At 45.5% G+C, this 12,482-nt stretch carries 13 protein-coding genes; 6 read left to right on the top strand and 7 right to left on the bottom strand.

Annotation, left to right across the window (positions count from 1 at the left end; translation table 11 throughout):
* Positions 1-60 precede the first annotated feature (60 nt).
* Positions 61-312, bottom strand: coding sequence for a YgjV family protein (locus U9J37_RS20615; protein ID WP_038136740.1), 252 nt, complete (start codon positions 310-312; stop codon positions 61-63).
* 301 nt (positions 313-613) lie between these two features.
* Positions 614-934 carry a DUF496 family protein gene (locus tag U9J37_RS20620; RefSeq protein WP_038136743.1) on the bottom strand — a complete coding sequence of 107 codons (321 nt, stop codon included), beginning with the start codon at positions 932-934 and terminating at the stop codon, positions 614-616.
* Between the two features lie 191 nt (positions 935-1,125).
* Between U9J37_RS20620 and U9J37_RS20625 the strand changes: the two genes are divergently transcribed.
* The 6 genes from U9J37_RS20625 (at position 1,126) to luxQ (ending at position 7,420) form a co-directional block, all read left to right on the top strand.
* A complete protein-coding gene (locus U9J37_RS20625; protein WP_322414271.1) occupies positions 1,126-1,320 on the top strand; it encodes a hypothetical protein in 195 nt (64 codons plus the stop codon).
* Between the two features lie 33 nt (positions 1,321-1,353).
* A complete protein-coding gene (locus U9J37_RS20630; RefSeq protein WP_322414116.1) occupies positions 1,354-2,013 on the top strand; it encodes a YceH family protein in 660 nt (219 codons plus the stop codon).
* A complete protein-coding gene (locus U9J37_RS20635) occupies positions 2,014-2,325 on the top strand; it encodes a GIY-YIG nuclease family protein (RefSeq protein WP_043887091.1) in 312 nt (103 codons plus the stop codon). It begins immediately after the preceding gene.
* 69 nt (positions 2,326-2,394) lie between these two features.
* Positions 2,395-3,555, top strand: coding sequence for a conjugal transfer protein TraF (locus U9J37_RS20640; RefSeq protein WP_005473244.1), 1,161 nt, complete (start codon positions 2,395-2,397; stop codon positions 3,553-3,555).
* A gap of 215 nt (positions 3,556-3,770) precedes the next feature.
* Positions 3,771-4,868 (top strand): autoinducer 2-binding periplasmic protein LuxP, encoded by a 1,098-nt coding sequence (locus U9J37_RS20645; protein WP_005473126.1) that lies wholly within the window; start codon positions 3,771-3,773, stop codon positions 4,866-4,868.
* Positions 4,868-7,420, top strand: coding sequence for a quorum-sensing autoinducer 2 sensor kinase/phosphatase LuxQ (gene luxQ, locus U9J37_RS20650; RefSeq protein WP_005473223.1), 2,553 nt, complete (start codon positions 4,868-4,870; stop codon positions 7,418-7,420). Before U9J37_RS20645 ends, luxQ begins: the two co-directional genes overlap by 1 nt.
* On the opposite strand, the gene U9J37_RS20655 is transcribed toward luxQ, so the two are convergent.
* From U9J37_RS20655 to yccS, 5 genes are all read right to left on the bottom strand, one after another.
* Complete coding sequence (locus U9J37_RS20655; RefSeq protein ID WP_043887093.1) at positions 7,417-8,082, bottom strand: PilZ domain-containing protein; 666 nt, start codon at positions 8,080-8,082, stop codon at positions 7,417-7,419. The genes luxQ and U9J37_RS20655 overlap by 4 nt on opposite strands.
* A 144-nt stretch (positions 8,083-8,226) precedes the next feature.
* On the bottom strand, positions 8,227-9,486 hold the full coding sequence (locus U9J37_RS20660; protein ID WP_005473213.1) for a hydroxymethylglutaryl-CoA reductase: 1,260 nt from the start codon (positions 9,484-9,486) through the stop codon (positions 8,227-8,229).
* A gap of 82 nt (positions 9,487-9,568) precedes the next feature.
* Complete coding sequence (locus U9J37_RS20665) at positions 9,569-9,856, bottom strand: hypothetical protein (protein ID WP_005473289.1); 288 nt, start codon at positions 9,854-9,856, stop codon at positions 9,569-9,571.
* Between the two features lie 54 nt (positions 9,857-9,910).
* Positions 9,911-10,072 (bottom strand): hypothetical protein, encoded by a 162-nt coding sequence (locus U9J37_RS20670; RefSeq protein WP_005473120.1) that lies wholly within the window; start codon positions 10,070-10,072, stop codon positions 9,911-9,913.
* A 182-nt stretch (positions 10,073-10,254) separates the two neighbouring features.
* Positions 10,255-12,351 carry a YccS family putative transporter gene (yccS, locus tag U9J37_RS20675; RefSeq protein WP_322414117.1) on the bottom strand — a complete coding sequence of 699 codons (2,097 nt, stop codon included), beginning with the start codon at positions 12,349-12,351 and terminating at the stop codon, positions 10,255-10,257.
* Positions 12,352-12,482: the final 131 nt, after the last annotated feature.

Genomic DNA, 12,482 nt, shown 5'->3' on the forward strand with positions numbered 1-12,482 from the left:
AGCTTCGTTTCCGGGGAGTAAAAAAGAAAACCCTAGACAATGTCTAGGGTTTCAAATTTTTTAGGCTGCGCTTTTTGCGTCTTCAGACTTTTTTTCGCTTTGCATCTTCGCTAGGAAATAGACGTTCACACACGCAATAAATCCGTTAGTTACCACAACTGGCCAAGCGTCAATCATTAGGCCGTAAGCGGTAAACAGAGCACAGCCGATGAAGTTCAACACGCGCAGTTTTACGATATCTTTCATGGTAAGTGAAATTGCAACCATGATAGAAGCTGCGTAACCTAGAATTTCAACCATATTCATTTCCATTATTTGACCCTCTTAAAGTTTGCCGATCAGTGTCAGTGTCGGTACCAATTCTTCTCTTCGTGAGATAAGTGAGGAAGCTCCATGCCTCGAATGGTCTAGTTGTCTGTCTGAAATCAAATATAGCAGTGGTAAATGTGTGATGAAAGTCAGAATTTTATGAACGGAGAAGGTTAGCGATTACGCAAACGTTTAGCGCTATTTAGTGAATTATTATAACGATTTATGTTGGAATTGGCGTGCAGCGAGCAATAAAAAGGCCCACACAATGTGCAGGCCTTAAACAGAGTAAGAGCGGCAGGAATTATTTTTTCTTACCTTGGCTTACTTGCTTGTCTTCTTCAGTCAGTTCGCGAATACGGCGGCTGATGTCACGACGCTCTTTAGAGATTTCTGCGCTTTTGATGATATGATCATCGACACGATCTTCGTAATCCGCTTTCATGTTTTTGATAATACCAACGATTTCCTCGTTGCTCATATCCGCTTTGATGTAGTCAAGTAGGTTTTCTAATAGGTCTACACGTTTACGGTTATCACGAACTTTCTTTTCGTTATCAATAAGCTCACGTTTCAATTTGTTCTTACGACGTGCTTGAGACACGATTTCAAATACACCACTCATAGGTTTTCTTTCCTGATTTTACCTTTAACTACCAACGATTAAATCACATCATTAGGGGCGATAACAGTCTTAAGATCAATCATTACAGTATGTTGACGGTTTTATCGCCAATCTCGTAATTTGGTGATTGAGACTCGCCTACCGTTCGATATATGATTCGAAAATACAGTGACATCGAATGCAATAAAGACATGCTTACTTCTGACATTATAGTTACGAAAGAAGAAAAAATGGTGACGCCATCACCCGCACAAAAACTCATTGAAGCATATCGAAATGAAAGAACTCGACAAGAAATCACCGAGGTCGAGCTCAATCGAACTAAGATCGTTATGATTGACGAAGATGGCAACATGAAAAAAGTTCCCCTACTTGCAGAGCACTAGTGAGCTTTGTAAGCGCATAATAAGGAAATAATAATGAATATCGAACTGAGTCCTATTGAGGCGAGAATCATAGGCTGCCTTATCGAGAAAGAGGTGACCACGCCAGATTACTATCCTCTAACCCTGAATAGTTTGACCTCCGCCTGCAACCAAAAGAGCAACCGTGAGCCAGTCATGTCGTTGAGTGATCTCGATGTTCAGCAAGCTGTTGATGCCTTGATCGCGCAGCGACTTGTCAGTGATGAAAGCGGTTTTAACAGCCGTGCGAGCAAGTTCCAGCATCGTTTTTGTAACACCGAGTTCGGTGATCTTAAGTTGTCCAAACAAGAAAAAGCCATCACCTGCTGCCTACTGCTTCGAGGTCCTCAAACGCCAGGTGAGCTGAGAACGCGGACCAATCGTCTTGCGGACTTTGCTGACGTCAAAGAAGTTGAAGCGGTGCTAGAAAAAATGGCAGCACGTGAAGAAAGTGCATTAGTGGTTAAGTTGCCACGTGAAGCGGGCAAACGTGAATCGCGCTACATGCACTTGTTTAGCGGTGAGATTGATATTGAAGCGCTTACTGATGCCTCTGCGGCATTGCCAAACGTTGGCCAAGGTAACGAGCGTATTGAGGCACTTGAGAATGAAGTCGCACAGCTAAAGTCTGAGTTGGCTGAACTCAAGCAACGCGTTGAACAGTTGACAAGCTAAATGTCTGCACCTTCGAATTCCAGTACGGATTGGTATGTTTACCTAATCCGTACTGCTTCTAACGCGTTGTATTGCGGGATCACTACAGATGTAGAGCGGCGTTTTAAAATGCATGTATCTGGTCAAGGCGCAAAAGCGCTAAAAGGGAAAGGGCCACTTTCTTTGGCTTGGCAGAGTGATGTGGTTGAGTCGCGCAGTATCGCATCGAAGATAGAATACCAAATCAAACAGTGGCCAAAATCCAAAAAAGAACAGTTAGTGAAAGGCCATATTGAACTAATAAATGTGATTGATGTGACATCAGTGGAATAATTAAGCATCAAATTAGTTCAAATGTATTAACCTTGATTATGCAAATAAATAAGAAGGTTGATGCGAATTATGAAACAACGACACTTACTTTCCACCGCAGTGGCTTGCGCCCTTATTGGTACCTCCGCTTCAGCAGCAAACGTTGTCGCCGATGGTCGAGGCAATGCAATGGGCAACACTGGCGTCACCAGCGCCGATTATCTCCTTGCTCCTTTCTATAATCCAGCACTCACTGCTGTCTATCGTGATGAAGATGACTTTGGCATCTTGGCGCCAGCGATTGGTTTTACGGCGCGAGATACAGATGAGTCTTTAACAACGCTAGACGATCTGCAAGACACTATCGAACAATATGAAGATAGTGGCAGCAGTAATGCCAGCCTGCGAAATGACCTAAACACTCATTTGGATAATCTATCTGATGACAAGCCATTGGCTGTGAGTGTTGGCGGCGGATTGGCCGTTGCCGTCCCATTTGGATTGGTTTCTGGTAACTTTTACACTCGTGGTTACGCTGAAATCATCGCGCAAACCGATATTGCTGAGTCCGATACCAGTATCGTCGATGAAGATTTAAGAGTAGCCGACCGCTACAACAACTCAAATGTCAATATGGCTGCATTTGGCTATGTTGAATATGGCGTTGCCTTAGCGAAACGTATGACCGTTGCCGGTCAAGACTTCTCGTTCGGTGTGACTCCGAAATACCAAAAACTGACCACCTACAGTGAAACATTGACCGTTGAAGATTTTGATTTAAGTGACTACGACGAAAGCGAAACGTCAAAAAGCGCATTTAACCTAGATTTGGGCGCGGTATGGTTTTATAACGACTTCCGCGCTGGCATCGCAATCAAAGATCTTCTCTCTCAAGAAATCGAAACCAAAGACAAAACGGACAAGTACAAGCTAGATACACAAGTGACCATTTCAGGCTCTTATGCCACGGAGTTGTTAACAGCGACCTTAGATTTTGATGTTACGACACAAAAACGTTTTTCTGGTTCAAATGATGACACACGTTTTGTGCGAATGGGCATTGAAGGAAATGCTTGGGGCTGGGCACAGTTACGCGCCGGGTACGAAATGGATATGGAGGACACGTTAGACAATTCATTTACCGCCGGATTGGGGATTAGTCCGGGCGATCTTGTAAGTATTGATCTTGCTGGTAGCTATGCCGGAGACAATCAGTTCGGCTTATCAGGCAATCTCGCGTTTACATTCTAGGGGGCAATAAGTTTGTAAATAACCGTGTCAAATTAATGACTTGAGACTTTAATTTGACACGGTTAAGCGCTTGAAAACACAAAAGGAAATGAAATTTATTGAATCCGTCGTTTTAATGAACACTCAACACGTTAGAGGGTTTTTATGCTACCAAGATTGGTATGAATCATTATACTGAAATAAGATTTCGATAAGTGTAGGAAGAATAATCACCAATGTATAAAGCCTCACTATTCTCTTTGTTGGCACTCGCGTCGGCAGTATCACAAGCGCATACCACTCAAGTTCTCAATGGTTATTGGCAATACGATAGCTACTTGGAACAGCATCCAGCACAAAAGCAGCTGACGGATGCGTTGTCCGATGCGGTCAGAGATTATCCCGTCCCTGTAAGTTTAACTCAGAGCAAACCAATTTCGATCTCTGTCGTCTATCCTGGGCAGCAGGTCTCGGACTATTGGAGCCGCAACATTAAAGCGTTCGAGACTCGCCTTGAGAAGCTCGGTATTCGCTACAGCATTAATCAGGTGTTCACTCGCCCAAATGTTGATGTTAGGCAGCAAAGCCTTTCGCTTTTAGAGGCCATACAAAATAATACGGATTATTTAATTTTCACGCTTGATACGACGCGCCATCGCAAGTTCATTGAGCACGTGATGAGTTCGACGGACACAAAGCTCATCTTGCAGAACATCACCACGCCAGTTCGCGCATGGGACAATCATCAACCCTTTTTATACGTTGGATTCGATCACCTCCATGGCGCAAGGTTGTTAGAGGAGTATTACAAGTCAACGGTTAAGAAAGATAGCCGCTACTCGGTGCTCTATTTCTCTGAAGGCTATGTGAGCTATGCTCGGGGTGATACGTTTATCGAAGAGATGAGCCACCATGACAGCTACAAACTTTCGTCCTCTTTTTACACTGAGGCGACAAGGGAGTCTGGTTATAAAACAGCGCTTCAAGCGCTAAGCAGTGATAAGGACCTAAGTTTTATTTACGCTTGTTCTACCGATGTGGCTTTAGGAGCGGCAGATGCGCTTAAAGAACTAAACCGCACTGACATATTGTTGAATGGTTGGGGTGGGGGAACGGCAGAACTCGATGCGATTGCCAAGGGTGAGCTCGATGTGACCGTTATGCGCATGAATGATGATACCGGCATTGCAATGGCAGAAGCGATCAAGTGGGACATTGAGGGTAAACAAGTGCCAGTGGTTTACTCGGGTGATTTTGAGTTGGTAACCAAGCAAGATAGCCCAATCAAAATTGAAAAATTAAAGCAACGTGCATTCAGGTACTCTGATCTTTAATGATGAAGATATTTAAGCGTGGACGGCGTTATCAGCTCGCCACGCTTCTTACTAACTCAATATTTCTGACCATAGGTGTGTTGACCTTGGTCATGGTGCTACAAAACTTCCAAGTAAACCGAGAAGTTGTCGCGCAGGAAGTCGCGCGTACAAAAACTCAGACCCAAAGCCTCGTCCAAGAAATCTTCAACTTCCGCCTGAAAGCTCTAGAGATACAGCAAGACAGCTACTCACGAAGCGTCTCTTTAATAAATGGCGTCGTCAGCCGAGACCAGATGGCGATAGACCGATTCTTCACCAGTATTGATCAGATTCTGCCTAATTTAGCGCCCGACATCCGATTTCTGGCCAGTGGTGAAGGGGTGTTTTGGGATGACGGCAATGCAGAATTTTACGGGATTTCTCCTTTTCAACTTCAGCACTTGAATACTGATGTTGTCACGGGAAATTCTTGGCATATTTCACAAACCCCATCAAGCATGGGAATGCGATATTTGATGATGCGCCGCTCCCCAGTGGTGAACCTAACCAATGGTGAGGTGGTCGCGCATCTTTATATTGGTGTTGTCCTGAACAACAATTTCTCGCTGGTCAATGCGATCACCAAAGGAAGTAATGCGGATGAGCTTATTCTTGCGGTAGGATCTCAAGTGATCGCATCAAGTAAGAAAATTGATGATTTCCGTTATGTTGCCCTACTTGAAGAGTCTTCTGAAGCGCTCAATACCAGCAGCTACATGGTGTCGCGAACCGACCTGACCATTGCTGGTGTACCTACCTTCTTATCGGTCTATACCGTTCAAGGCAACAATCACATCGAACATTTTGTAAAAAGCCAATACTTGTGGATGTTGTTTACAGGCGTCATGATTGCTTTCATTGCGATATCGACACGCCTATGGCTTGGGAAAAGAGTCTCGCTTGAACTGAAGAAGTTGATGGACTTCATCGAATCGACGTTTACTGAACAGAAAACACATCAGTTTGATGGCTCGGGTATCGAAGAGTTTAACCAAATCGGTCAACGCTTTGAACTTTCATTTAAACGACTCAACGAGCAAGAAAAACAGTTTGCCGATCTATTTAATTTCTCCCTTTCACCTATCACCTTGTGGAGCACCGACGATGGTCAGTTGCTGCGGTATAACCCAGCGGCAGAACGTTGCTTTAAAGACGAAGTCTCACGAGAGCGTTTAGTTGAGGCATTGTCTCATCACGTCAAAATGTGTGCTCAAGGTGCGACCCTAACAGGTGTGAACACTACCATTGGCGGTATCACTTATCGCTGGAATCTTTCACCGATCATTAGTGACAATGCCACCAAGCAAATCATGGCTCAGGGGCAAGACATTACGAGTTTTGTCGAAGCGGAAAAGCAGAGCCAAGCAGCCAAAGAAGAAGCGGAAGAGTCAGCGCGAGTGCGTGCGGATTTCTTAGCGAAAATGAGCCATGAGTTACGCACCCCTTTGAATGGAATTCTAGGTGTTTCGCAACTACTCAAACACAGCTTGAACGAACAAGAAGCATTGGAGCACGTTGACGTGCTGTGTAACAGTGGTGAGCATCTGCTTGCTGTTCTTAATGATATTCTCGATTTCTCTAAAATCGAGCAGGGCAAGTTCAACATAGAAACCAATGAGTTTCGCTTGATCGAGCTTGAAACCACCGTCGAGAAAATATTCATGCCGCTGTGCGTTGAAAAAGGAATAGAACTCTCTATGCGCAGTGATATCGAATCACAGATGTGGGCCAACAGTGACCAAGTTCGCTTGAACCAGATTCTGTTTAATCTTGTGAGCAATGCCATCAAGTTCACCCATCAAGGTCAGGTTTGTGTTGAATTGTCGAGCATCGAAACAGAGCAGCAGTTTGAGCTTGAAATTGTGGTGAAAGATACAGGAATTGGTATTGAAGAGCCGCAGCTTAAAACCATTTTCGAACCCTTTATTCAAGCGGAAGCAACCACGACACGCGAGTATGGCGGAAGTGGCTTGGGGCTGGCAATTGTTCATAGTTTGGTTGAGCTTATGAACGGTACCATCTCCATTGACAGTGTTGTGGGGAAAGGGACGACACTTGTGGCGCGAATCCCGATGGATATGTACATCGGGGAGCGCAATGTCGAGCCAAACAGCTTACTTGTTGAGCCTCAGGCGTTGTTTGATGAGTCGTTGCACGTTTTGTTAGTCGAAGACAACCACACCAATGCCTTTATCGCGAAGGCATTTTGCGAAAAGTATGGCATGAGCGTTACTTGGGTCCAAGATGGTCATAACGCCATCGACTATCTGCGCGATGATCCAAACGTCGCATTGGTATTGATGGACAATCAGCTTCCTAGCTTAGGTGGCATTGAATCGACTCGAATTATTCGAGAAGAACTTGGGCTGAATGTGCCCATTTTCGCGTGTACCGCAGACGGTATGCAAGATACCAAGCGAGCGTTTATCGCCAGTGGTGCCGATTACGTGATTGTTAAACCAATCAAAGAGTTAGCCCTGAACAAAGCGATGATTTATTTTAAAGAGAAGTTTATCGACATCGAGCGTTAATACCGACTTGCCAAGTAAGCGTGCTCTACCAAGGCTTGCTTTAGCTCATCATCAATATTGATGGGAGTATTAAATTTGATGCCAAACTTATGCCCGTTACGCTCTCTGGTGATGTTTACGATACTCAGTTTAATTCCTTGAGGTAAGAACTCCGTAAGTGCACTTTGCAGCTCTATGACGCTGTTCGTAGTCAACTCATTCTCGCCCGAGAGAAAAAAGCCACATCCTGACGCCGAAAAGTCCACTAACTTGCCATGATAAGTGACATCTTGGCTTTTAAGCTCAGCGGGAAGGTCCATTGAATGTCGCTCATGTTGCCTTATTGGCTTTGAGGCGAAATGAGTCGGCATTCGAAGAAAAAGCAGCGCGGAAGGAGTCGAAGATTTAACGATGATGGTCGATTTAAACGCGATGATATGACCCAATTTGGTATTGGTTATCGCTCGAACAACAATTTCTGTGTTGCTCAGTTTTCGAATGATCAGTGCTTCACGCGCCTTTGTCGGTAAATCAACAATTAAAAACTGAGGAAGTTTGCACCCAACATACGTGGTGGCAAACGAATAGCGGTCATCAGGGCCAAAATGAATGGTTGCTGAGAGCTTACTCCCAGGCTGAAGTAAATTCCCGAGCTCTTCTATTGAATCTTCTTTGCTAGGCATTGTGTTGTAGTGCATTGAGGTGAATGACGAAACTATACAAAATTTCGACATTGACCGCATAACTACAGGATAAGGAGTTGATACCCCGCACATTTTGAACAAGGGGCTGAGTGCAGTCAGCCCCATATCCAAACTGTTTTTCGATCAGCGGGCGAGCTTTTGATGAGCTTTGGAAAAGTGCTCTGCGCAAAACGCACCAACGATAGAGAGCTCACCGGCGAGACAAAGTGCAGCGGCGACTTCTGCTAATGCCTTCGCTTTTCCGTTACCGTGTAACCCTAAAATATCTAAACACGCTTTTTGGCTAGGTAATCCAGTGCCGCCACCGACAGTCCCGACCATAATGTTAGGTAAAGTCACACATGCATAGAGTGCGCCTTGCGGGTTTAGCTCCATGCGGGTTATGCCTATTGCAGATTCCGACACGCAAGCGGCGTCTTGACCACATGCAATGTAAAGTGCCGCCAACGCATTTGCGTAGTGAGCGTTAACGCCAATTCCACCACTGAGCGCCGATCCTGTGGTTGTCATTTGGCCAAACTTCACCATTTTTTCTGGCGTAGTATGAAGATACTTTTCGACCAAGTGTCGAGATAAGGTGACTTCCGCCGTGACCTTTTTACCGCGGACATGCCTCATGGTATGCGCATTGGGCTTCTTGTCGCCCGATAAGTTGCCATCAAGGAACGATTCCTTTGGCTCGATGGGCGCGTGTTCAAGGATGTATCGATAGACTTCGTTTGTCGCTATCGTCACCATGTTTTGTCCAGAGGCGTCACCAGTGTGGAACTCAAACACTAAATAGACGTGATTCCCTTCAATGTTGATATTGATGTCGTGCAGTTTGCCGTGGGAGGTCGTCGATTCTGCGACCTGCTTAAAGTGATCGTATTGCGTAACGACCCAAGCAACAAAACTGCCTGCATCTGCAATGTTATGGAAAGCAAAAACAGGCGTTCGCGTTACCCCTTCATTGATCAGCATCGCACTGGATCCACCCGCGGCAGTAATAAGCTGGGAGCCGCGATTGTAAGATGCCACCAACGCTGCTTCCGTGGTCGCGAGTGGTACAAGGTAATCATCGTTGGCATAGAGGCCATTCACACGCAGCGGCCCAGCAATACCGACAGGGAGTTTCACCGTGCCGATAAAGTGCTCGATATTTTTGTTGTAGTGCTCTGCATGTTCAAGGGTGTGCTCATCCAACAGGTGTTTTTTTTCTGTGAGAGGATCTATTTTTTGCCAACGTTTTTCGAGCGTCTTTTGGCTGATGTAAGGGCTTGGTGTCAATCGAAGGGAAGGGCGTTCAAAACGTGGGCTGAGTAATTGTTCTAACTCGTCCGTGTGCGGACCTTGATCGAAGATTGGATGCAGGTCGCGGTAAGACAAATTTAATTTGGGCATAGCGAAATAGTATATAAAAGTTATCGGAGGATTCTAACGGCTCTGATAGGGATAACAACCGTTGTTTATGGATTGCTACAATTTAAACGTGAATATCTAACAGTGTGCCGATCATCTCTTGGTCTCTTTGTAGCATGTTGGTTCCCACTTTACTGTACTGAGTGGCTTGGCTAAGTTTGACCATCGAATCAACATAAGAAGGGTCGGGAACGGCTGGGGCTTTAAACTCAACTTTGTTGAAATCGAGAGATTTGTCGTTTTCGACTTGCGGAAGTGAAGAGGTAAGATTAACGTCGCGCGCCGCTTCCTCAGCCATTTTCGATGACTGATCAATCAACTGATGCCCTGATTGAATAACTGACACGGCCATACACTCCTCCCTTAATTAAAGCTTAAGGTGAATTTGTGTTTTGAGCAAGTTGTGCTACGAAAACAAGCTAGAGATCAGGTTTAGCTCTTCGTCAGTGATTAACGTACTTGAACTGTCCTCTAGCGTGTTATTGATTTCACCGCGTAATGCCTTTAGCTGCTGAGGGGTGAGCTGGCTAATCTGCTGTTTAAATAATTCAAACTGGATTGGGGTCATCGTATTCTGCCTCCGAACCTTAGGACTTGAGTGTTCTCCTTTCACACTCATCTCCAATTGATTGATTTATTTCTAGTCTATGCTTGGCTGTTCAATAATTGTCCGAAAACTGTCAGGTAGTGTAAGGGTTAGGTGAAGGAGGCTTAACTTAACCTCCTTCTATAACGGCTCTAAATTGATCGCTAATGAGTCACTCTTACCGCGAATTTGGCGGCCAAAGAGTGAAGCTCTGGCAGCATTCGGTAGATCAAGTAGAGCTGTTGAAGCACCATTCTGACTGAATTGTCATCTTCTTCTCGCCACTCAGATAAACGCGCTTCCAGATTTGGGTCGTCGATACTGGCGGTTTCACATGTTTCGCAGTGTTCATTCAACTGATCAAAGAGCACCTGTAAATGTTGATGGATGGTTCGGTGAGCATCCAATACCAACTGGTGAGTATCTTCATTGTCAATGCGTTGTCGATGCGCGCCCAGTGCAGAGATATAGCTCAATAGCGCGTGACTGAGGGTTAAAAAGCGAAAACTTTCATCGGTGGCGCTGCGGTACTTGCCGGGCTCTGCCAACATCGCACTGATTGCATTGGTCAGGTTTGCATCTTGATTATGCGCGTGACGTCTAGCGATGCGATAGGAGAGGTTATCCTTCTTACCGATACGATATTGACCAATGATTTGCGCAAGGTAGGCTCGATGCGCGTTGATCGCCTCCGCCATTACTTTGTGCAAACGCTTGGATTGCCAATCGGGCAAGATAAACGCCACCGCGCCCACTGCAAGCGCGCAGCCAATTAAGGTGTCGGCAAGACGCGGCAAGACAACCGCATAGCCATAGTTTGCCAAACGAAACGCAAAAAAAGCGACACCGGATAGAACGATAAACACCAGTTGACTCTCTTGAGACGGGAAAAATGTCAGCAGTGGTACGCCCACCAGCAAGCCTGCAAGCGTGCCAATGACACGAGCGACGAGCTTTTGCCTAGTCGCACTGTAGTTGGGTTGGCAAACAAAGAGGGTAGTGAGAAGAATCCAGTAACCGCGTTCAATATCGAACCCTTGGATGATGCCATACCCCAACGTGAGGGCGATTGACATACGAACGGCATGGCGAAACAGCATCGAATCTTTGTTTAGATTGGACTTTATGCGCAGCCACATCGCCTTGATGGTATGGGCTTCAGTATCGTCGAGAACATCTTCTTCCAGTTTATTCGCATCCGGATTGTTAACGTTGCTCAACTGCTTTTCAACGGTGGCCAAATTATTAAACAGATAGTTCAACTGATTGATCAGCGAGCGCCATTGGGGTTTCTCTTGTTGCTGAAGATAGTTGAGTGAGTTCATTACCTCGTCAAGAGCGACGATAGACTCATCACTGTGTTGGTATTCTTTACCCAAACGAATTGACTTCGCGATCTCGCGACACGCTTTTGCTTGGCTTTCTAGTAGATGTTTGAAGCGAAACAGGACATCAGAGCGCTCGAAGTGCGCCGAGAGCTCTTGGTATCGATAGTGACTAGAGCTGACTCGTTCATGAATGTCTTGTGCTAGGAAATAGATGTTGAGAAAACGGTCAGACGCACCGTCAACGTGGCCGCGTTTAGAGCGCGTTAATAGCGTCATCTTACACGTATTTAACGCATTGACGGTGGCGGCATTTAGGCGCGCTTCTTCGATTCTATGAGGCTGAGGGGTTAAGTCGTTAACTGGGTGAAAAAGCTGACTCTTGGAGTCAAGGTAATTCGCCAGTTGAAGAAAGACGGTTGCCAGACTTTGTTGGACAGGCTGCATTGGCCAAAACGCCGACCAGATCATCGACATAAAGAAATACCATGCGGCACCAGACAGCAACATCAATGGTTGAAACCAAAGGTTAGTGCTTTCGTGAGCGCCAAGCATTGCGTAGATGGCAATCAGCAATGAACCAAATGCGATGCTGGCATAGCGAGGGCCAATGGCGCCCAGCATAATAAAGCCGAAGGTTGAGGTAAATAAGCCGATCGCAAAGAAAACAGGCGTATTGAACAGCAGTTCAATCGAGAAAGCGGCGATGGCGAAACAAATCAGTGTGAGCGTGATCGACTTAATCCTGCCCGTGAACTTATCATCACTCTCTGCAAGCGCCGCGGCAATGATCCCGAGAATCAGAGGAATGATGAGGGAGTTCAGCTCATAATACCAAGTTGGAATGACGACACCTAACAGCGTCACAAGGATAAGTAAGCTATAGTTAACGGTTTTGTTGGCCCAGTACAGGCGTAACTGACTAAATAATTGCACGTCTCATCTACTTGTAAGTTTTGATGCAGGCAGTATAGCCTGTTCGTCAATGGTAAACTTCTGATACAGAATAAGAAACCGGTTCGTTTGTTTATTGATTGCTCAACGTGAACTTGACGGCGGATATTGAC

The sequence above is a fragment of the Vibrio sp. 16 genome, from assembly GCF_963681195.1.
GTDB lineage: Bacteria > Pseudomonadota > Gammaproteobacteria > Enterobacterales > Vibrionaceae > Vibrio > Vibrio sinaloensis_D.

Excerpts from the sequence above, each read along its gene's own strand:
- U9J37_RS20615 (WP_038136740.1), bottom strand. The coding sequence starts at position 312 with ATGGAAATGAATATGGTTGAAATTCTAGGTTACGCAGCTTCTATCATG.
- U9J37_RS20620 (WP_038136743.1), bottom strand. The coding sequence starts at position 934 with ATGAGTGGTGTATTTGAAATCGTGTCTCAAGCACGTCGTAAGAACAAA.
- U9J37_RS20625 (WP_322414271.1), top strand. The coding sequence starts at position 1,126 with ATGCTTACTTCTGACATTATAGTTACGAAAGAAGAAAAAATGGTGACG.
- U9J37_RS20630 (WP_322414116.1), top strand. The coding sequence starts at position 1,354 with ATGAATATCGAACTGAGTCCTATTGAGGCGAGAATCATAGGCTGCCTT.
- U9J37_RS20635 (WP_043887091.1), top strand. The coding sequence starts at position 2,014 with ATGTCTGCACCTTCGAATTCCAGTACGGATTGGTATGTTTACCTAATC.
- U9J37_RS20640 (WP_005473244.1), top strand. The coding sequence starts at position 2,395 with ATGAAACAACGACACTTACTTTCCACCGCAGTGGCTTGCGCCCTTATT.
- U9J37_RS20645 (WP_005473126.1), top strand. The coding sequence starts at position 3,771 with ATGTATAAAGCCTCACTATTCTCTTTGTTGGCACTCGCGTCGGCAGTA.
- luxQ (WP_005473223.1), top strand. The coding sequence starts at position 4,868 with ATGATGAAGATATTTAAGCGTGGACGGCGTTATCAGCTCGCCACGCTT.
- U9J37_RS20655 (WP_043887093.1), bottom strand. The coding sequence starts at position 8,082 with ATGCCTAGCAAAGAAGATTCAATAGAAGAGCTCGGGAATTTACTTCAG.
- U9J37_RS20660 (WP_005473213.1), bottom strand. The coding sequence starts at position 9,486 with ATGCCCAAATTAAATTTGTCTTACCGCGACCTGCATCCAATCTTCGAT.
- U9J37_RS20665 (WP_005473289.1), bottom strand. The coding sequence starts at position 9,856 with ATGGCCGTGTCAGTTATTCAATCAGGGCATCAGTTGATTGATCAGTCA.
- U9J37_RS20670 (WP_005473120.1), bottom strand. The coding sequence starts at position 10,072 with ATGACCCCAATCCAGTTTGAATTATTTAAACAGCAGATTAGCCAGCTC.